Genomic DNA, 19,974 nt, shown 5'->3' on the forward strand with positions numbered 1-19,974 from the left:
AAATGAACCGTGATGCCGTATCTTCGTCAAACATTATATCTGCCGGCTATGACCCAGGGAGTGAGACCTTAGAAATTGAGTTCAAAAGCGGAGCCGTTTACCAGTATTACAACGTGAGCGAGCACCTTTATGAACAATTCAAAGCAGCTCCTTCGAAAGGTCAATTTTTCCATACATACATTAAAGACGCGGTTCCTTTCTCAAGGGTTTGACTAGCATAATCAGGCTGCACAAAGTGCAGCCCGATTTCCCGATCAAATCAGAGACCAAGCTACATGCACCAACCCTAAACAGCTGTCTAAAATCTTTCTACCTACCAAGAACCGGCTCTACTCAGATGATCCGGCTGCGCCCCGCTTACACCTTTATAGGAATATCTCTACCTGCACCAAACCCTGAAAGATACAATTTTCAGGTTAATTCTGCCTGCTTAAATTAAGTGTCATTTTCGCTCCTTACGCAGCGCTTCCAGCTCCGCCGGAGTTAGCTTTTTCGTATTCGAATATCCCTGTAAATACCATGACAGGATAGAGGTTGACTTCCTAAAGCATTCCAGCACCTCAACCCAACTGAACTCAGGAAATTTTAAATCAGTAGCAGAAATCTCAAACTCGATAGTTCCAACCTCATCTCCAATACCAGAGATAGAATCGATCATGTGCGAGCCTGAAAAATGCACATACCCACAGAGGTTTTTGTAAACATCAGGAAGCCACGGATACTCATCTTTATGAGTCTCAACGAGAAATGCATCTGATAGCTTTTGTTTTCCATCTCTCGCCTTTATCTTGTTGATTGGCGTCCCTTTCATTACATTGAGAGCAAATTCATGCGGATCGGGTACAAGCCAGGCGGCAGAGAATCGTAGAGCCGTGTCTATATGCATCCGCAACAGCGAGCGCGCACAAACCATATTCCATGTACGGACCATTGATTCGAGTGCACTTGAAGTACTAATACTTCGTTTTATGGCAGCGAAGACCATCCAGTCTAATGGATACATAGGGCTACCAGAAGGACCCATAACATCAATGCCGAATTTAATTAACGTATTCTTGTCCCGCTCCAGCTCCTGCAGCAGAGCTTCGACATTAACACTCTGTGGAGGGAATTTATTATCCATACTTAAATTTCCACGATTGAAATTCTGGTCGACGCAGCCCAGTCCACTAAAAGAAAATCGCGATAGGCGTTACTCCCCTAGACTAGCAGTAGATCCCCGAGCGCTCAGTAACTAACCGAGCACACCGGGATACTTTTAGGGATATAATTGCGCTACAAAGCAAAAAAAACCTCAATAAAAACAATATCTTGAGATGAAGTTCGACTCCTGGTGCCGCACCGCGATTCGTCGAACACAATCATCTTAAGGTAAGCGCTAGTGGCTCGGTCAAAAAAGAGGTTCCACTCGGTTATTATCGGCCGTGCGGCGGGAAAAGAAAGAATGGCCGTCCCTGCCTCCATCCGGTGTGCAGGCTGTCATAACGCGTTAAACGCAGGATGCTGACCAAGGTTGGGCACCCTCTTCTGCAAAAAAAGCATCCTCCACACGCCCTATACCGACACATCCCCCCACAAAACAAACCAGATCTTGTAAGACGCTTCTGATTTTTGCAGCTATCCTCCCCGCGCGTTGCGGTTCTTGGGATCACGGCATACCCTCCTCGCGTCGCTGGTTCAGCGGCCGGTTTTGACAGACCGAATCCACCGAGAAGCAACATTCGTTATACGTCCTGCGAGCCGTCGGATCGCGTGGACCGCTATGGCGGCTGTATGTGGGGCACTTTCATGTGCGCCAGGTTCTTTGGTGACTGGTCTGTCAACCCGCGTACAGCTGCCACCCATTCTGTTTGACAGCGGAGGGTGTCGGCTTCACTCACCAAGGAATATAGCCATGATCCAATCCACCCCCCACCCACCCGAAACGCCCGTCACTCAATCAACCCCGTTCGGCGTCAATTTCGGTAGCCATAGCCTCTTCAACGTTCAATCCGGCATCCGGGTTGATGACGCTTTGGTGCTGGTCTCGGAATTTCTCAGTTGTGCTGCCGCAACAGCCTATGAATCGGCCGACAATTGCACTGCGGAGTTTCGCCCGTTGGCTCGGTCTGTCGTGCATCAGATCGAGGCGGCCAAGGCGCTGGTTGAGGCTTCGCTGGCGGGGTTGGCGGTCAGGTCGACTGACGCGTTAAGTCGCAACGCCAGTGAGTCGTGGTCGTCATTGCCATCTGTGCAAAGGAACGTTTGACCCGTTGTAGCGCGCCTCTTGTAGCAAAGAGGCATGCCCCACGCGTCGTTCAGATTCTTCCGACAGACTCTCTGAGCCAACGCTGAAAAGATGCGCCCCTCGTTCGCAAGGGGCCTGACGATGCTGAAGCTCGATAAGAATCTGCTGAAATACCTGCTGCCGCCTGTGGCGGCATTGATCGCCATTCCGTTGCTGTTCACCAGCGTGTTTTTCTACAACGAAGCGGGTTATATGACCCATGTGCGAACGATCTTCGGTGACGAGAAGATCGTCGACGACGTGGGTTATTCCACCAAATGGTTCGGGCGCGCCACGCCGTGGAAGAAGGCGGTCAGCGTGCAGTCGGTGCTGGTTATCGACAAGGATGACAGGAACCCGGAAAACGACGCGTTGGGGGCAACGATCGAGGCATTTCCGATCGTGTTTTTGGGCAACGTGGATGCGAAGGTCGAGTCGTCTGCACGGTTTCGGCTGCCCAGCGGCGCTGCGTTCCTGACCATCGCGCAGGAATATCGCAACCCTGACAACTTCATTCGCACGGCCTTGCTGCCTGCCATCAAGGAAACGCTGCAAGCCACGGCCTCGCTGATGACGGCCGATGACTACTATGCCGGTGCACGGAGTGAGTTCGCCGCGGAGTTCGAGAATCAGCTCAATGAAGGCCTTTATCTGATCAAACGTCGAGAGGTTCGCGGGCCGAGGGGTGACCTGCCCAAACAGACGGCGATTCTTCAGGCCGGTACCGATCAAGGCAACTACGGCAGCAACACCGCCAGTCAGTACGTCACCGAGAAGGTGGTGGACAGCAAGAACATCCCGATTCGCAAGCAACAGCAATTCCGCAAGTTTGGGGTGGAAGTGGTCGAAGCACGGATTACCAATACCGACCCGAACCCTCAGTACAAGCAGCGTATGGTCAAAGTGCAGCAGGCGCTTGCAGAGCTTGCCGTTGCGCGGCAGAACCGCTTGAAGGAGGAGGAAGAAAAGCGTCTGGTGACCGCACGCGGAGAGAAGGAGGTCGAAGCCAAACGGCAGGAGACCTTGCGCGATCAGATCGAGCGCACTACGCAGGCTGAAACCGAGAAGCAATTAGCGGTCATCAACGCGGAACGCGAGCGCAGTCGGGCGGAGATCGAGAAGCAGACTGCCGAGTTGCTACGGGACAAGGCAACGACGATGGCACAGGCGACCACCATCACCGCGGATGCCGAAGCCCATGCCCGCGAGGCAACCATCAAGGCTGACGGGGCTTTGCAGTCCAAGCTCGATGCCCTCGTAGAGATCAATAAGGCCTGGGCACACGCTGCGGCGCAGGCGCCCGTGCCGAGTGTCACCATGGGTGCCGGGCAAGGGAACGCGACGGGGCGTCAGGATGAGTTGAATCAGTTCATGAGTGTCTTGGCGACCAAGGCGGCGCGGGATCTGGCGATTGACCTGAAGGTCGTCAAATGACATCTGGATGTGGGCGTTAGATGTTTCGCGCCGAAGCGACCGCTGTCCTGTTTTTCACGGATGGGACGGCACCACTCATCTGATAGCGCCGGCGTCGCTCCGTTAACCGGAACTGATGCCTGCGCCGATGACTCAAGTAAATAGCGGCCGTGCTCGACGTTGACTGCGCTGCCCCGATTATTGAACTGCTGACGCACCTGGCAGTGACGATCCCATTTCCAGCGATGGAAGCCGTTTTGACCGTCCTCTCATTGCATCGCCCATGCGCTGTACCGCGTGGTGCCGAGGCATTTCCAGCGTTTGCAGGCTTCGGTACTCGGTGTCGGTTCAACCACGTCAGTCGTCGCGAACAGGGGATGACGCGCTTGTAATCACTGGCGGTTTGCCTGTGGTCATCACCCGGACTGAACGATCACTCACGAAAGGAATTGTCATGAGCTTTTTCAATAAGATTCTGGATGCCTTGGGAATCAAACATGCCGAAGCCAGCACACCGACCCCATCTGATCCGACCGTCGCGCCGCCCTCTGGAACGGTGCCTCCTGCTCCAGGCACCGTGACCCCAGCCACCGGAGCGCCGGTGGATGTCACCGCCAAGCTCGAGGCGCTTTCCGCGCAGCATCCGGGCTTGAACTGGCGGACCTCCATCGTCGATCTTCTGAAGTTGCTGAACATCGACAGCAGCCTGGCCAATCGAAAAGAGTTGGCCCAAGAGCTCGGGTATACCGGTTCCACGGAAGACTCCGCCGCAATGAATATCTGGCTGCACAAAGCCGTGCTGGCCAAAATCTCGCAAAACGGCGGGGAGGTTCCTGCTGAATTGCTGCACTGATTGAGGAAATACGGCGCACGGGTGCTTCGCCACCCGTGCGCCGTATTTTTTTGGGGGGATGACGAGCAGGTTTGTATCGCTGTGTATCTGAGCGCCACATTGATACGCGCGGTTGCGTTCTGCAGTGTTCAGCGACACATCCGGTATACGTGCGGGGCGTTAAATGAACCCATCGAGACGGCACAGAGCCTCTCGAACACACTCATTCAACGCAAGGAGACACCCCATGAACTGGAAAAACCTGACCCTCGCTTCCCTGTTCGCTGTTTTCAGTCTGGCCGCTGTCGGCGCCAGTGCAGCCGACGCCGTGAAACCCCATCAGTACATGTACGGCGATCATCTGGACATTGCCAAGGTGTTGTCGGTGAACGAAGGCAGTGCTTCGTGCGGCGTGGTCAATGCTCAACTGACTTATCTGGACTCGATGGGTCAGAAGCAGGCGGTCGGCTACCGGACCATCGCGCAGAACTGTGCCCAGGACAACTGATGGCAACGTGTGAAGCGATTTCGGCGTGGGTGGCGATCGCCATGACGTCACCGCCGGAATGCGAAGCGTCGCCTGTTTTTGCCCGAGCAGCGTTCAACGCGCACGCCGATCAACGTCTACAAATCCTGCAAACACCGCCTCCCTGATGAATGCGTGGCTTCATCGGGGAGTTGGTGTTTGCAGAAAACTCAGTGCTCGCTTTTATCCAGCGTGCGCAATTTCTCCGGCAGCGCCCACAGCAACAGCCCCGCCGCGATCACACTGGTGACACCAATCACGTACAGCGCAGGCGTGGTACTGCCGGTCATGTCTTTGATGCTGCCGACCATGATGGGGCTGACGATGCCGCCGAACTGCCCCAGCGTATTGATCAATGCGATGCCGCCCGCCGCGCCCGCGCCAGCCCCTGCCAAGAGCTTGGGCGGAAGGGTCCAGAAGGCCGGGATGGACGCCACGATACCGCCGCCCAGCATGGCCAGCGAAAGGATCAGCAGGCTGGTGTGCTGGGCGAAGATGCCGGCACTGAAGAAGCCGATGGCGCCGAGCACGACGAGGCCACAGACGAATTTGCGTCGCTCGCCACTGGCGTCGGACAGGCGACCGACGACGACCATACTGATCGCGCCGCAGATATAGGGAATCGAAGTCAACAGGCCGATCACGACCGGGCTGTCGACGCCTGCGCTACGAATCAATTGCGGTGCCCAGAAATTAAGGCCGTAGGACGCCACCTGAATCAGGAAATAGATCAGGCCGAGCATCAGGAAGCCGGGCATTTTCAAGGCCGTCAGCAGCGAGCCGTGCTTGTTGGGTTCGTGCTGGGCAATACGGCTGGAGAGGTAGGTTTTTTCCGAGTCGGTCAGCCACGGGGCGTCCTCGACACGGTCCTTGAGGACCTTCAGTACCGCCAGACCGAGCAACACGCAGGGGACACCGCCCAGCAGGAACAGCCAGTGCCAGCCGCGCATGTGCATCACGCCATCCATTTGCCCCAGCACCAAGCCGGAGATCGGCGCGCCGAGCAGGCCTGCGAAAGCAGAGGCCAGGAACAGCGTCGAGGTGATGCGTCCGCGGTAGGTTTGCGGGAACCAGAGCGTCAGATAGAACAACACGCCCGGCGCGAAACCGGCCTCCATGGCGCCGATGATGAAGCGCAGCACATAGAACTGCCAGTCGGCATTGACGAACACCATCAGTGCCGTGGCGACACCCCAGGAAATCATGATGCGGGCGATCCAGCGGCGGGCGCCGACCTTGTACAGCATGATGTTGCTCGGCACCTCGAACAGCACGTAGCCAATGACGAACAGGCTCGCACCCAGGCCGTAGGCGGTGTCGCTCAAGCTCAGGTCGGTCTGTAGCTGGAATTTCGCGAAGCTGATGTTGATGCGGTCGAAGAAGGCGAACAGATAACAGACCATGATCAATGGCATCAAGCGCCATGCCACCTTGCGGATCAGCGCCTTTTCGGCATTCACAACCTCGGCGAGGCTGCTGTTCGGGTTCAGAACAGAGATTGTCATTGCGGTGAACTCCAGTTGGACTGCCCAAGGGGCGCCCTATTGTTTTTGTTGTCTGGACGAGCACGCGGCGAGGCGTGTTCGTTCGGGTAGATCTCATCTCCTGTAGGAGCGCGCTTGCTCTGGGCGGCATTCCAACGATGCGTTATGCCAGACGCTGCGGTGTTGACTGACAAACCGCAATCGCCGACAAGCGCGCTCCGACAGGGGGTTGCGTTAACTCAACCCGGCCGGTGCAGGATGCAGATCGCAGTTGCGCCCGGCCTTGGCGACCTGGCCCGGCATGTCATGACCGAGCAGTGCAGGGAGACGGCGGGACAGGGTCAGCAGATGAGGCAAGTCAATGCCGGTCTCAATGCCCATTTCGTCACACAGATTCACCAGGTCCTCGGTGCAGATGTTCCCCGATGCACCTGGCGCAAATGGACAGCCGCCCAACCCTCCGAGGGAGGCATCGAAGCGTCGCGCACCGGCTTCATAGGCCGCCAGCACATTGCTCAAGCCCAGGCCGCGCGTGTTGTGGAAGTGCAGGGTCAGCGCGGAGGCAGGAAGACGGGTCAACACCCGCTGCACCAGGCGATGCACTTGCCGCGGGTTGGCCATGCCAGTGGTGTCGGCAAGGGAAATGCCTTGCATCCCCAACTCCAGGTAGGCGTCGACGAACTGCAGCACACGGTCTTCATCGATCTTGCCTTCGAAGGGGCAACCAAAGGTCGTGGCAATGGAGCCGTTGAGCGTGACCTCGCTGCCTGCCGTGAATGAGACGATGTCGCCGAAGGCGCTGAGTGACTGCTCGCAACGCATGCGCATGTTCGCCAGGTTGTGAGTCTGGCTGGCGGACATGACCAGGTTCAGCTCATCGGCGGCTGCGGCCATCGCGCGCTCCGCGCCTTTGAGATTAGGGATCAATGCCACATAGATCACGCCGGGCTGGCGCTGGATGCCACGGAACACCTCGTCCCCATCGCGCAGCGCCGGGATGGCTTTCGGCGAAACAAAAGAACCGGCTTCGATGCGGCTGAAGCCGGCCAGAGAAAGTTGGTTGATCAGGTCGATTTTGTCAGCGGTTTCGACCCAGGTCGGCTCGATCTGCAGGCCATCGCGGGGCGAAACCTCCTGGACGATCAGACGCTCTGAAAAGTCGGTAATCATTGCACCACCCCATCGGTCTTGAGTTGCGCGATCTCGGCAGCCGTCAGCCCCAGGGCATCGAGCACGCTGTCGGTGTGTTGGCCCAGCGCCGGGCCCTGCCAGTTCACCGCGCCGGGTGTTTCAGACAGCTTGGGTACGATCCCTGGCATCTTGACGCTCGCGCCGCCCGGCAAATGGGCGTCGAGGATCATTTCACGCGCTTGATAGTGCGGGTCGGCGACGATATCGGCGACGTTGTAAATGCGGCCCGCCGGGACTTCGGCACGCTCCAGCACCTGTAGCACTTCATCGATGGGCAGGCTGGATGACCAGGCGCTGATCGCGTCGTCGAGCAGCTCGCTCTGTGCCGCACGGCCGTCGTTGTGAGCGAATTCGGGCGCTTCAGCCAGGTCCGGACGACCCATGGCGTGCATCAAGCGCTTGAAGATCGGATCGCTGTTTCCGGCAATCACCACGAACGCACCTTCGGCGGTCGGGTAGGTGTTGGAAGGCGCAATACCCGGCAAGGCGCCACCGGTACGTTCACGCACGTGGCCCAGCATGTCGTACTCGGGGACCAGGCTTTCCATCACGTTGAACACGCTTTCGACCAGCGACACATCGACGATCTGGCCATCGCCCTGTCCGGTTTTCACGCGCAGCAGAGACATCAGTGCGCCCATGACCGCGTGCATGGAGGCGAGGGAATCCCCCAGGCTGACGCCAACGCGTGCGGGCGGCGAACCCGGTGTGCCAGTGGTGTAGCGAATGCCCCCCATGGCTTCGCCGATGGCACCAAAGCCCGGGCGGTCGCGGTAGGGGCCAGACTGGCCATAGCCGGAAATACGCACCAACGTGAGCTTGGGGTTCAGGGCATGCAGGACATCCCAACCCAGGCCGAGCTTTTCCAGCGCGCCAGGGCGCAGGTTTTCGATCAGCACATCAGCGCCCTCGGCCAGGCGCTTGACGATGTCGATGCCTTCGGAGGATTTCAGGTTCAGCGAAAGGGATTTTTTGTTGCGTGATTGGAGGTACCACCACAGCGAAGTGCCTTCGTGCAGCTTTCGCCATTTGCGAAGTGGATCGCCCTGGCCCATGGATTCGATCTTGATGACCTCAGCACCGAATTCGCCCATCAGGCGGGCGGCGAAGGGCGCTGCGATCAGTGTGCCGATTTCGATGACGCGCACACCGCTCAGTGGGCCAGACATAACGCATACCTCTGTGTTTCTTGGAATTTGAGCCAAGACTAGAGGACCGGCGTTCGAAAAATCCAACCGTTTGTGGGCAAGGGCCGTTCGCGAAACGCGAACGCTTCATCGGTGTTGCTGAAGGTGCTCGAACAGCAACTGGCTGACCGGCGAGAGTGCCGCCGTGTCGCGCACCACCAGAATCAACGTGCGCTGTGCCCAGGCGTCGCTCAATGCTACCGCCGTCAAACCCAGCGGCGTCCCGAGCAATTCGAACGCCTTGCGCGGCAACACGCCGATGCCCATGTTGGCCTGAACCATGCGACACATGGCGTCGAATCCCGGTACATGGATGCGCACCCGCAGCGGCACGCCATGGGAACGTGCCGCCGTGTGGGTGCGCATATTGATCGAACTGGCCGCGTGCAAGCCGATGTGATCGCTGCCCAGGGTTTCTTCGAAGGCCACGCGCTCACGCCGCGCCAGCGCATGGTCCGGGCGCATGACCACCACCAGTTCGTCTTGGCGATACGGCACGCTGTGCAGCCCTTGAACGTCGGTGTCTTCCGAACAAATGCCGATATCCGCCACACCGTCGATCAGCCCCTGTACGACACCGTTGCTGGGGCGCTCCTCCAGGTCGATTTTCACCAGCGTGTGATGCGCGGTGAAATCGTGCAGGTCCTCGGGCAGGAACTGAATGATCCCCGAAAGGTTGGCCAGCATGCGTACATAGCCGCGCATGCCTTGCAAGTGCTCGTCGAGCTCCAGCCCCATCTTCTCGAGGTCGGAAAGCATGCGGCGGGCATGGTGCAGCAGCGTTTCGCCCGCGGCCGTCAACAGCATGCCCTTGGCGTTGCGCACGAACAGGCCAATGCCCAGGACCTCTTCCAGCTCCATCAGACGCTTGCTCGCCGCCGACGTGGCAATCGCTTCGCGCGCCGCCGCCCGAGTCAGGGTGCCTTCTTCGTAGACGGCCACGAACAGTTTGAGGGTAATCAGGTCGAGGCGACGGATGAGGTTCTTGTGCAACATGCCGAGGTCCCATTGGCCAGGCGAGGCCCCGAAATATACACATCCGCTGGCCGCTGCGCCGCAAACCGACGAATGAACTCCCGACCACTGGGGTGTCTGAGTCCCGTATTGCCCGCACTCACGCCAGTGGCGGCCCCGCGGCCAAGGATTGATACACGGCCTCCCCCTCCCCGATCACGCTGCCTTCGAGTAACGTATAGCGATGCCCAGCGGGCCATCGCCTCATTCAATCAGGCCAGGGCCCGTCACCTGAAACACGAGAGAAGACTTACCGTGCACAAAGTCCGATTGATCAAATACGTCTGGACCCATCAGACCCCTGAAATCTCTTCTGAATGGTCCAAGCTGTTGTACGAAGTCGAATTGCCGTTCGTGCCCTTTCATGGTTTGAGCATTCAGTTGCCCGACCAGCGCGCCTGGCGAATCCGGGACGTGGAGTGGAACGTCGAAGAGCAGACCTTTCGTTGCCACATCGAGGACCAGTTCATGAATCTGCTCGATGTCGACGACTCGTACGAGGACTGGATCGACATGTTGCTCGAATGTGGATGGGAACTGAGCGGCCGCTACACCAACGAGCACAACAAGACCTGACCTGGGATGAAAGCAGTTGCGCGACTGAATGCTGCACCTTGACCGGCAAAACTGTTCAACTGCTGCCAGACTGATGCGTGAGCCAGGCAAACCGCCTGCCTGGACGGGTCTGATCATTACCTTGAGCACTGCTGCCATGAAATGGATGTCCAGCATTCCCCGTTTCGCGTTCGCCGTGTTTCTGGGAGGGTCGTCGATTGCCTCTGCTACGCCCGGGGTCGATGTTTACGTTGCCGAAGCGCCGCCCCTGACGATGGCCGATCACGACGGCCAACACGGTATCGTCGGTGACATCGCGCTCAAGGCCATGGCGCTGGCCGGTTATTCGCCGAAACTGCTGTCTCCACCCTGGCCGCGCGCCCAGCGAGAGGTCAGCGCCGGGCGCGACCTGCTGATCGCCCCGTTGACCCGCATCCAGAGCCGTGAAGACCGCTTCACGTGGATCGCGCCGGTCCTGACCATGGACCGCAGTTTTTTCAGCCTTACCCAACGGGTGGACAGCTTCGAAGACGCAAAACGGGCGTTCAAGCTGATCGCCGTGGGGCTGGGCAGCGCTCAGGAAACCCGACTGCGCGATGAGGGTTTCCTCCCCTCACAAATCTACCCCCTCAAGATCGGCGAAAACCCGGCGCAGATGCTGCTCAAAGGCCGGGTCGACGCGTGGTTCAACGGTGTGCCGGAAACACGCTACATCTGGAAACAGGTGAGCGATCGGCCGTTGGTCATGAGCCCGGTGATGATGACGGCCGACTTATACCTGGCCTGTTCGAAAAACTGCGATCCGGTGATGGTGGAGAAGTTGAGGACAGCCCTCAAAACCCTGCATGCCAACGGCAGCAGTGAGCGGATCGAGGCCGGGTATATGAAGGGTTTGCCGGTGTGGTGAGAGCGGCTGGCGACAATGGCTTCAAGGGTCCCACGCCAGCACGCTGCGAATGTTCAGGGGATCAGGATTACCTTGTCGGCGCCGCCTTGATTGACTTCGGCGTACCGGGCCAACCCTTCTTCGATAGGCGTTTCAACCAAGCCCTCGGGCAGCGGCAGCTTTCCTTCATCGAATAACCGGCCGAATTGCTCCAGCATCCGCGCACAGGCCTCGACGCCGTACAGCAACGAGTTGATGCCCACCACCGAACCGCCTTTTCGGTACAGCGCCAGCGCGGGCAGTTGGACGTGCCCGTCGACCGGTGCCGCAATGATGGCGATCCGGCCGAACGGCGCCAGCGCCTGAACGGCCGCGGGCAGCCAGAAGCCGGTGGTGTCGAAGATGACGTCAGCGCCGCCTTGGAACACCTCCGCCACTTGCGCAGCCAATTCTTCAGGCTTGCCTAACGCAATGGCCTTGAAACCTTGCGCGTCGAGTGCATGCACCTGCTCCGGACGGCGCACGGCCGCCAGCACTTGAGCGCCGCGCACTTTAGCCAGCGCGATGGCTGCGCTGCCAACGGCGCCATTGGCCCCGATCACCAACACGCGAGTCTGGCCGTCTACCCGGCTTCGCTCCAATGCATCCCACGCGGTGGTGTACGGCACGCCGAGGCTGGCGGCCTGAGCGAAACTCAGGGACGAGGGCTTGAGCGCCACGCCGCTCGCAGGCAGCGTGATGTAACCGGCGTGCGAGCCGTCGCGGGAAAAGCCGATCTTGTTGCCGGTGCCCCACACTTCCTTGCCCATCAGGTCATCAGGGCCCTGAATTACCACACCCGCAAAATCGCGCCCTGGCACGCGAGGCAGCGTGGTGTAGGGGAATCGCCCGAGCACGTTCTTCACGTCGCTCGGATTGAGGCCGGCCGCCTTGACCTGCACCAGTACCTCGCCTTCGGCGGGGACCGGTGTCGGCAGTTCCACGACCTCCAGAGCAGCCAGGTCGCCGGTTCGGGAAAATTGCAGTGCTTTCATGGTGTTTACATCCTGAGAAGAGACAGAAATCGTTCGAATCACGAAATCAGAGTGGCGACCCATTGGCGCCCCATGGGCCAGAGCTTTTCGCCCGCCTGCATGCCCAGCAGGCCGACCAGCGCCACCAGCGGGGGCGCGGGCGAGCGGAAGTCGAGGGCGCCGTAAAGCAGGCCGACGGCGATGCCGATTGCGAGAGAAATGATGTAGCTCATGACGAACTCCGGTGCAGTGCGGCGTGCGGCGATGCGTGGCACGACGTCGTTTAGCGATGACCAGAGTGTAAGAAAAGGCCGGATGCGCTACCGGCCAAGTACTTCTGAATTTCGGACAGGCTCAAGCGCAAGGCTGGCCCGGTAGACAGGGCTGACCTCACACGCAAGCGTCAATCTGATTGTTCACCGAGCGGGTACTGGGAAGGCGACACCCCCAGTTCACGACGGAACATATCGCTGAAGCTGCTGGGCGAATACCCCATGGCGCGGGCGATGGTGCTGACCGGGACACCCTGGATGATCTCGGCCACCGCCGTGGCCAGTTGCACTTGCCGGCGCCACTCGGCGAAGCCCATGCCTAGCACGCTCTGGAACAGACGAGACAGCGTCCTGACGCTGGCCCCGGCATTCTCCGCGTGCTGCTCGAAGGGCACATCGATCGAAGGCTCGACCATCACGGCATGGCAGACATTCATCAACCGGCGATCGCTCTCATCCGGCATCGGCACCTTCAACAACGAACGCTTGGCGCGCTTGAGTTCCAGCAAGGCGAGCCGCACTAACGCATCGTAATACTCCGAATCCTTGCCCTGCTCGGCGACCAGGCTGACGATCAGCTCACGCAGCAGCTTTGCGACCTCGAAGACCTGAACCGTATTCTCCAGGGTCTGCGCCAGCGCCGGGCGCAGGTAGATGTTGCGCATTTCCAGATCGGAAACCACGCGGATGCCATGAGGCACGCCGGGCGGCAGCCAGACGGCACGCTGGGGCGGGACCACCAGCGCCTCGTTTGGCGTTTCGACCCACATCACCCCCGACATGGCATACAGCACCTGGCCCCAGTCATGCTCATGGGGTTCGATATACAGCCCACGCGGATACGTGCGCGACACCCGTTGCACGGGAACGGCGGTGTCAGTGAGGTCAGGCGGTGCGGCGAGGGCCATGGGGTGACCAGTCAGCGGTGGAATGACGCCATGTTAGCGATGTAACGCCTCGGATGACACAGGCCTCAGGGTAAAGCCTCGATCACCGCTTCGTGGCGTGCAGCTTTCATAGGCGCACAAAACAAAACGCCCTGATCTTTCGACCAGGGCGCTGACTGCAGCTTCAGCTCAACCGCCGTTCAACATCAGAACACGTTGATCGGGTAATCGATGAAGATACGGGTTTCGTTACCGCCAACGTTGTAGTTGGAAGCGTTGTCCGAAACGCGCAGCCACGAGTTGCGCAGGCGCAGCGACAAATCTTTGGCCGGGCCGCTTTGAACGACGTAGCTCAACTGGCTGAACAGCTCGTGCTCGTCGCCATCACCACGGTTGGTGCCGTCATCGATGTTGTCGCCGCGCACGTAAGCGACCTTGTAGCTCAGGCCTGGAGTCACGACGCTCGACAGGTTGACGCCGTAGCCCAGTTGCCAGGAACGCTCGTCCTTGCCGTTGAAGTCCGACCAGTAGGAGTTGCTCAGGTAGATAGTGTTGCCGCCATCGCTGAAGCCGCCCGCGTTACGGTAGCCGCCGTAGTTGTAGCCGGTTTCACCCGTGCTGCGCTGGTGCGCGATGGTGAAGGAGTGGATACCGGTTGCCCACGTGGCTGCCAGGCTCCAGATCTTGTTGTCGCGGGCATCGTCGACAGCGATGTCGCGGTCCAGCTTGGTCTTGTAGCCGTTGAAGTCGAAGGTCAGCGACTGATCCTGCGGCAGCACGAAAACGTAGTTCAGGTTCACGTACTGCTTCTTGAGGGTGTCTTCGTCATCGGAGGCGTAGAACGCCGCACTGAAGGCGTCGGTGAATTTGTAGCTGGCGCCGTAGACGTTGATGCTTTTCAGGTCACCGCTGTCGCGGCCTTCGGCACTCTTGCGGGTCTGCGCGGTGAAGCGGCCCGCGACCAGCGTCAGGTCTTTGATCTCCTTGGAGGTGATCATGGTACCGGTGTAGGTTTCCGGCAGCAGGCGGGAGTTGTCGTAACTCAGGACCGGCAGTTCCGGCATCATGTCGCCGTATTTCAGCTCGGTGTTGGAAACTCGGAACTTGACCGCACCGCCGAAGCGCGCCAGGTCGTCGGCCGCGTTGCCGCTGTCGCCCTGTTTGAAAAAGTCGATACCGCCCGCGCCGCTTTTGCCTTTACCACCGTCCAGGCGAACAGCGTACAACCCGAACGCGTCGACGCCGACGCCGACGGTGCCCTGCGTGAAGCCGGACGAATAGTTGGCCATGAACGCCTGGCCCCATTCAGCACGGTCTTGAGGGCCGCCTTTGTAATCGCGATTGATGTAGACGTTACGCAGATTGACCTTCAGGCTGCTGTCTTCGACGAACCCTTTGGCGTCTGCCTGGCCGTCCGCCATAGCGTGGCTGGCGGCGAAGATGCTCAGGGCGAGCAAGCCGATGCGCTGTTTCATGTTGTTGTCCTTATGTGCAGATTGATCGCGCGCTGTGGCAAAAACCCGGGCAGGTCATTGCGTCTCCCCAGACTGCTGACAGTCCCGGAAGCCCGCACGAAATCATCGCAGTGGACTACTGATGCACGTACATGGCGCTAGGCCACAGGCGGTGGAGGCGCGAATGCTATCCGCGGCATGCAATGCTGTCAATTTGATGAACGCCGAACCGACAGGCGAAAAAGCCTCCCCAGACCTGGGAGAGGCCAATCGCGTCAGTTCTTTAGAATGCCCAGTAATGCTTCCAGCTCGGCTTCATTGAGCAGCCCGGAGGGGTAGCGCTGGGTCAACATGGCCCGGTAGTCCGGTAATTGTGATTTTTGTGCCTGGGTTATCCGTAACCAGTCCGCCATCATCTGCCGTGCTTCATTGCTCGCAGACAAACCTCGAGTCACACGCGACTCCTGACCTGCGTTCATAGGGATAACCTCTTACGTCTAGGACTGCGAAATCTAATCAGCTTTTGTTACAGACGGACGAATGCGGTAACCCTTTGGCGACCCGCTTCGGCGTTCAGGCAGGCAAACGAGAAATCGCTACCCACAAAAAAGCCTGTCGTCCGGCAGGCTTTGATGACAGCAAGAAGCGAACCAACTCAACCGTGGCGAGGCGCAGGCTGCTGTTGGGTCAGGCAATGGATATTCCCGCCGCCCAGCAGCAGTTCCCGGCCGGGCACCATCACCACTTCGTGTTCGGGGAACAGGCGCTGCAGGATCTGGCGAGCGGCGTCATCCAGCGGGTCGTCGAAGCTCGGCGCAATAATGCCGCCATTCACGATCAGGAAGTTCACGTAGGAGCCGGCGAGGCGCACCGAAGGGTTGCGTTCCTGGCTGCCGTGCACCTGATCAACGCCTGCGCACTCCTCTTCCGTGGCGAACAGCGGGCCGGGAATGGGCATTTTGTGGACGACGAACGGTCGACCCTTGGCGTCGCGGGCATTCTCCAGCACCGCCATCGCGGCCTGACACCGTGGGTAGTTGGGGTCTTTCGGATCATCGGTCCAGGCCAGCAGCACTTCACCTGGGCGCACGTAACAGCAGAAGTTGTCCACATGGCCGTCGGTTTCATCGTTGTACAGGCCATCCGGCAGCCAGATGATCTTCTCGACCGACAGATGATCGCGCAGCACCGTCTCGATCGCTTCGCGAGACAGATGAGGGTTGCGGTTGCGGTTGAGCAGGCACTCTTCGGTGGTGATCAACGTGCCCTCGCCATCGACGTGGATCGAGCCACCTTCGAGCACGAACCCTTCGGTGACGTAACGTGGGCAACGTTCGATTTCGAGGACTTTGCTGGCCAGTGCCGCGTCCAGATTCCACGGCGAATACAAGCCTCCATCAAAGCCGCCCCAGGCGTTGAAACCCCAGTCCACACCGCGCACTTCACCTTGGTCGTTGATGACGAAGGTCGGTCCGGTATCACGCACCCAAGCGTCATCGTTGCTGATTTCCACAACGCGAATGTTCGGCACATCCAGGCGCGCCCGGGCGTTGTCGTATTGCGCTGCGGACACCGCGACGGTTACCGGCTCGAAGCGGGCAATGGCCTTGGCGACGGCGACATGGGCCGTCTGGACCGGTTTCCCACCAAGCCGCCAGTTGTCCGGACGCTCCGGCCAGACCATCCAGGTCTGCGTCTGCGGCGCCCACTCGGCGGGCATGTAGAAGCCATCGGCGCGGGGGGTGCTGTTGAGTGTGGTCATCGGTCAGGACTCCAGTGAACCGTCAGGGTGAGAGGCCGTACGGGTGCGGGATGGCGCTCGCAGTACTGGCCGGGGGCCTTTATAGCCGTTAAATATCGAACTTGAAAGGCCTGGACGGCCAAAATATCTCTAAGATCGTCACAAAATTCCGATAGTCATCGAACTCAAAGAACATTGGACCGAGAACGATGCTACCGATTCCTGGGTGTCAGTCTTCCAGTTCGCTAAGCACTTTCGATACGCTGTCGACAAAGAAATCCACGCTGCGACGCGTGGTGACCATGGGCGGTTTGATCTTCAGGATGTTGAGATAATCGCCGGTCGGCTGCATGAAAATACCCAGCTCGCGGAGGCGATCGCACAAGTAGGCGGTTTCCTCGGTGGCAGGCTCCAGTGTGTCGCGGTTGCGCACCAGTTCCAGGCCCAAGTAGAACCCTGAACCGTGGGCCGCACCGACCAGCCGGTGTTTATCGATCAAGGCCAGCAGACGTTCCTTGAAATAGCCGCCGACAAGGCGAGCGTTTTCCCACAGTTGCTCATCCTCCATCACATCCAGCACTGCCATGCCGATCTGACAACTGACAGGGCTGCCTCCCGACGACGAGAAGAAATACCCCTCAGCCTCCAGCGCCTCGGCGATTTCACGCCGGGTGATGACGGCGCCCAACGGGTGGCCATTGCCCATGCCTTTGGCCATCGTGATGATGTCCGGCACAACGCCCTGCTCTTCGAACCCCCAGAAATACTGCCCCAGTCGGCCATACCCGACCTGGACCTCGTCGGCGATGCACACGCCGCCCTGAGCGCGGACCTTGCGATAAACCTCCTGCAGATACCCCGACGGCAAGGAAATCCCGCCAGCGTTGCCGTATACCGGCTCGCAGATGAAACCTGACAGTTGACGGCCCTGTTCGCGCAGCCGGGCCAAGTGCGCGTCGACGCTCTTCAAATAGAACGGGGTGCTGTCATTGCCACGGGCCTCGCCGCGATAGGTGTTCGGTGCGACCACTGGGTGAACCCAGTCGGGGCGGGTGCTGAGCGCTTGCGGGTTATCGGCAATGGAGGTCGAGATCGCATCCGTCGCCACCGACCACCCGTGATACGCCTCCAATACGCTCAACACATCTCGCCCACCGCTGTAGGCCCAGGCTAGGCGAATGGCCAAGTCGTTCGCCTCGGTGCCGCTGTTGACCAGAAACACCCGGTCCATGCCTTCGGGCGCAAGCCCCAGCAGGCGCTCGGAGAACTCGGCAATCGCCGCGTAATGAAAACGCGAGTTGGTGTTGAGCAACGACCATTGCCGCGCCGCAACCTGGGCCATCCGCGGGTGTCCGTGGCCCAACACCGCGACGTTGTTGAGCATGTCCAGATAGGACCGCCCTTGCATGTCGATCAGGTGGTTGCGCCAACCTCGCTCGATCTGCGGCGGGGCTTCGTAGTAGTGCTTCTGGGAGCGGGCAAAACTGGCGTCCCGACGAGCCAGCAGTTGCGCAGCACTCACCGGCTCCGGCGCGTCACACTCGAACCCCAGCAGCCCCTTCGGCGATGGGCACAAGGCCCGCCACGCAGCGGCGCGCGAAGGGGTCGCGAACAGCGGTGGGCTGACGTCCCGCTCAGTGCACAACTGCACGACGAGCGAACCGCCGCCTTGCCCGATCACATCACCCGCTGCGAATTCCACGCCTGTGTCGAAGTCCGTTCGCACGCCCCACACACGCAGCGTCAGTTCAGCGCCCACCAGCGCCAGCGCGCCGTCCGCCGTGTGCCTGAGTGAACCGTGGAAAGGTGCGTGCACCGCGGTGCCGTGAGGAATTTGCACTTCGACATGCAGCGCATAGGTGTCGGGCTCGCGGGGGCTGTCAGGCAGCGTCCGGGACAGCCGGTATTCGCCGTAGCGACTGGTCGCCAGCCCATGATGCTCCGCAGCCTCCTTGAGCAGACGCTCATCGATGCCGCTTTGCTCCCAGTTGCCCGCAGTGAACAGGGTGCTGAGCACGCCGAGGTCGACGGTCTCGAACGTCCGGTCTTTCAAGTCCGGCAGTAACGGTGAAAAGGTGTGATCGAAAGGCCGTGGTTGAGTCAGGCCCACCGAATCGAGGATCGCGGCTTCCATCAATGCCATGGGCACCGAGGTCGCGACATCGAAAATATTCCATTCGCTGGCGAGGTTGGCCTGAATGTAGGCGTTATCAGGCTCGATACTCGCCTGCTGTTCACTGCTGAGCACCAGCACCGCTGCGCGCGCGACGATGAGCGGCCACAAGGCCTTCAATTCCTCGGACAGCAGCGGATTGATTGCGTGGTAAGCCCGAATGGCCTGCAGGATGTAGAACGGGTCGCCGTCGGCGTGATGCAGCAAGGCAGCGCACGTCACGGACAAATCGGCAATGCGCCAAGTGCTGACCAGATCACCGAAATCGATCAATCCTTGAAGTTGCCACATCGAGTGAGCGTCCCGCGCCCAGACCACGTTGTATTCGGTGATGTCCATGTGGATCGCCTGCACGGGAAGTGATGCGATCAATGGCAGCAGTCGGGCGCGGGCCTCTTCTGCCGCATTGGCGATACAGGCACGCTCGTCCTCGCTATCGATGACCGGCAGCAAGTGCTTGATCAATGCGCTGGCGTGTCGCGGGTCCCACTGCAAGACGCGCTCAAGGCCCGGGTGCGAGAATGTGGCCAGCGCGATATCTACCTGTGCGCAGAGTTGCGCCAGCCCAGCCACCACGGAATGGCTCAAGTGCTCGACGTGCGCGATGGATTGCCCTTCGATGAACTCCAGCAGGCGGGCATGGACGCTCAGGCCATCCACCTGCACGGACAGCAGGTCTTCACCGTTGGTTGCGGGCCGGATCGCCGGCACACGTACCCCTGAATGGGCGGCCAGGTGCCTCAGCGCCGCGTGCTGGGCCTTGAGCTCGACAGCGGAGTAATCGCCATGACAAATCTTCAGCACGAAACGTGGCCGCTCCCCGGTGTCGAGCAGGAAGTTACGGTCTTGATGACTGCCCAGCTCCTTCAGCGCACCGCTCAACCCGTAATGCGTCGACAACAGTTCGGCGGCCTGGGCAAGGTTGATTTCCGGGCATGGCAGGCTTGAGCGACGAATCAGGGTGGCAAGCGGCATGGGCAGGGCCTCGACGGTGAAGATGGCCAGCAATATCGCCAGTTGCCGGGGGCAGAAGCAACCCCGCAGGGCCTGACTTAAAGAAAAACCATGGGTAATCGATAG

19 protein-coding genes are annotated in these 19,974 nt (G+C 59.7%); 7 read left to right on the forward strand and 12 right to left on the reverse strand.

The window, feature by feature from the left end; genetic code table 11:
• Nucleotides 1-2: 2 nt before the first annotated feature.
• Nucleotides 3-212, forward strand: coding sequence for a KTSC domain-containing protein (locus N5D61_RS05435; RefSeq protein WP_082405765.1), 210 nt, complete (start codon nt 3-5; stop codon nt 210-212).
• A 230-nt stretch (nt 213-442) separates the two neighbouring features.
• Here N5D61_RS05435 and N5D61_RS05440 read toward each other — a convergent pair whose 3' ends face one another.
• Complete coding sequence (locus N5D61_RS05440) at nt 443-1,123, reverse strand: hypothetical protein (RefSeq protein WP_279891307.1); 681 nt, start codon at nt 1,121-1,123, stop codon at nt 443-445.
• A gap of 771 nt (nt 1,124-1,894) precedes the next feature.
• Here N5D61_RS05440 and N5D61_RS05445 point away from each other — a divergent pair.
• From N5D61_RS05445 to N5D61_RS05460, 4 genes are all read left to right on the forward strand, one after another.
• Nucleotides 1,895-2,248 (forward strand): hypothetical protein, encoded by a 354-nt coding sequence (locus N5D61_RS05445; protein ID WP_279891309.1) that lies wholly within the window; start codon nt 1,895-1,897, stop codon nt 2,246-2,248.
• Nucleotides 2,249-2,368: 120 nt separating this feature from the next.
• Nucleotides 2,369-3,700 carry an SPFH domain-containing protein gene (locus tag N5D61_RS05450; protein ID WP_279891310.1) on the forward strand — a complete coding sequence of 444 codons (1,332 nt, stop codon included), beginning with the start codon at nt 2,369-2,371 and terminating at the stop codon, nt 3,698-3,700.
• A gap of 433 nt (nt 3,701-4,133) precedes the next feature.
• The gene (locus tag N5D61_RS05455) at nt 4,134-4,532 is read left to right on the forward strand and encodes a DUF3597 domain-containing protein (RefSeq protein WP_108236055.1); all 399 of its coding nucleotides are present in this window, start codon (nt 4,134-4,136) and stop codon (nt 4,530-4,532) included.
• 226 nt (nt 4,533-4,758) lie between these two features.
• Complete coding sequence (locus N5D61_RS05460) at nt 4,759-5,019, forward strand: DUF2790 domain-containing protein (protein ID WP_279891312.1); 261 nt, start codon at nt 4,759-4,761, stop codon at nt 5,017-5,019.
• A 188-nt stretch (nt 5,020-5,207) separates the two neighbouring features.
• Here the strand turns inward: N5D61_RS05460 and N5D61_RS05465 are convergent, their stop codons facing one another.
• The 4 genes from N5D61_RS05465 to N5D61_RS05480 form a co-directional block, all read right to left on the reverse strand.
• Nucleotides 5,208-6,542 carry an MFS transporter gene (locus N5D61_RS05465; protein WP_108236057.1) on the reverse strand — a complete coding sequence of 445 codons (1,335 nt, stop codon included), beginning with the start codon at nt 6,540-6,542 and terminating at the stop codon, nt 5,208-5,210.
• A gap of 213 nt (nt 6,543-6,755) precedes the next feature.
• Nucleotides 6,756-7,691 carry a hydroxymethylglutaryl-CoA lyase gene (locus N5D61_RS05470; protein WP_279891314.1) on the reverse strand — a complete coding sequence of 312 codons (936 nt, stop codon included), beginning with the start codon at nt 7,689-7,691 and terminating at the stop codon, nt 6,756-6,758.
• The gene (locus N5D61_RS05475; RefSeq protein WP_108236059.1) at nt 7,688-8,881 is read right to left on the reverse strand and encodes a CaiB/BaiF CoA-transferase family protein; all 1,194 of its coding nucleotides are present in this window, start codon (nt 8,879-8,881) and stop codon (nt 7,688-7,690) included. Before N5D61_RS05475 ends, N5D61_RS05470 begins: the two co-directional genes overlap by 4 nt.
• 105 nt (nt 8,882-8,986) lie before the next feature.
• Entirely contained in the window at nt 8,987-9,895 is a 909-nt protein-coding gene (locus tag N5D61_RS05480; RefSeq protein ID WP_279891315.1) for a LysR family transcriptional regulator, read from the reverse strand.
• Nucleotides 9,896-10,168: 273 nt separating this feature from the next.
• Here N5D61_RS05480 and N5D61_RS05485 point away from each other — a divergent pair, with 273 nt between their 5' ends.
• A complete protein-coding gene (locus N5D61_RS05485; RefSeq protein WP_108236061.1) occupies nt 10,169-10,489 on the forward strand; it encodes a hypothetical protein in 321 nt (106 codons plus the stop codon).
• Nucleotides 10,490-10,562: 73 nt separating this feature from the next.
• Nucleotides 10,563-11,375 carry a transporter substrate-binding domain-containing protein gene (locus N5D61_RS05490; protein WP_279891317.1) on the forward strand — a complete coding sequence of 271 codons (813 nt, stop codon included), beginning with the start codon at nt 10,563-10,565 and terminating at the stop codon, nt 11,373-11,375.
• Nucleotides 11,376-11,428: 53 nt separating this feature from the next.
• Here N5D61_RS05490 and N5D61_RS05495 read toward each other — a convergent pair whose 3' ends face one another.
• The 7 genes from N5D61_RS05495 to N5D61_RS05525 all read right to left on the reverse strand — a co-directional run bounded on the left by N5D61_RS05495 (nt 11,429) and on the right by N5D61_RS05525 (nt 19,869).
• A complete protein-coding gene (locus N5D61_RS05495; protein WP_279891320.1) occupies nt 11,429-12,388 on the reverse strand; it encodes a zinc-binding alcohol dehydrogenase family protein in 960 nt (319 codons plus the stop codon).
• Nucleotides 12,389-12,426: 38 nt separating this feature from the next.
• Nucleotides 12,427-12,600 (reverse strand): DUF1427 family protein, encoded by a 174-nt coding sequence (locus N5D61_RS05500; RefSeq protein WP_108236064.1) that lies wholly within the window; start codon nt 12,598-12,600, stop codon nt 12,427-12,429.
• A gap of 170 nt (nt 12,601-12,770) precedes the next feature.
• Nucleotides 12,771-13,547, reverse strand: coding sequence for a helix-turn-helix transcriptional regulator (locus N5D61_RS05505; protein WP_108236065.1), 777 nt, complete (start codon nt 13,545-13,547; stop codon nt 12,771-12,773).
• 185 nt (nt 13,548-13,732) lie between these two features.
• On the reverse strand, nt 13,733-15,001 hold the full coding sequence (locus N5D61_RS05510; protein ID WP_108236066.1) for an OprD family porin: 1,269 nt from the start codon (nt 14,999-15,001) through the stop codon (nt 13,733-13,735).
• A 254-nt stretch (nt 15,002-15,255) separates the two neighbouring features.
• A complete protein-coding gene (locus N5D61_RS05515) occupies nt 15,256-15,435 on the reverse strand; it encodes a hypothetical protein (RefSeq protein WP_256601057.1) in 180 nt (59 codons plus the stop codon).
• A gap of 200 nt (nt 15,436-15,635) precedes the next feature.
• Nucleotides 15,636-16,742 (reverse strand): agmatine deiminase, encoded by a 1,107-nt coding sequence (aguA, locus tag N5D61_RS05520; RefSeq protein WP_108236068.1) that lies wholly within the window; start codon nt 16,740-16,742, stop codon nt 15,636-15,638.
• Between the two features lie 208 nt (nt 16,743-16,950).
• On the reverse strand, nt 16,951-19,869 hold the full coding sequence (locus N5D61_RS05525) for an aminotransferase (RefSeq protein ID WP_279891322.1): 2,919 nt from the start codon (nt 19,867-19,869) through the stop codon (nt 16,951-16,953).
• Nucleotides 19,870-19,974 lie beyond the last annotated feature (105 nt).

It is taken from the genome of Pseudomonas sp. GD03842 (assembly GCF_029841165.1).
Classification (GTDB): domain Bacteria; phylum Pseudomonadota; class Gammaproteobacteria; order Pseudomonadales; family Pseudomonadaceae; genus Aquipseudomonas.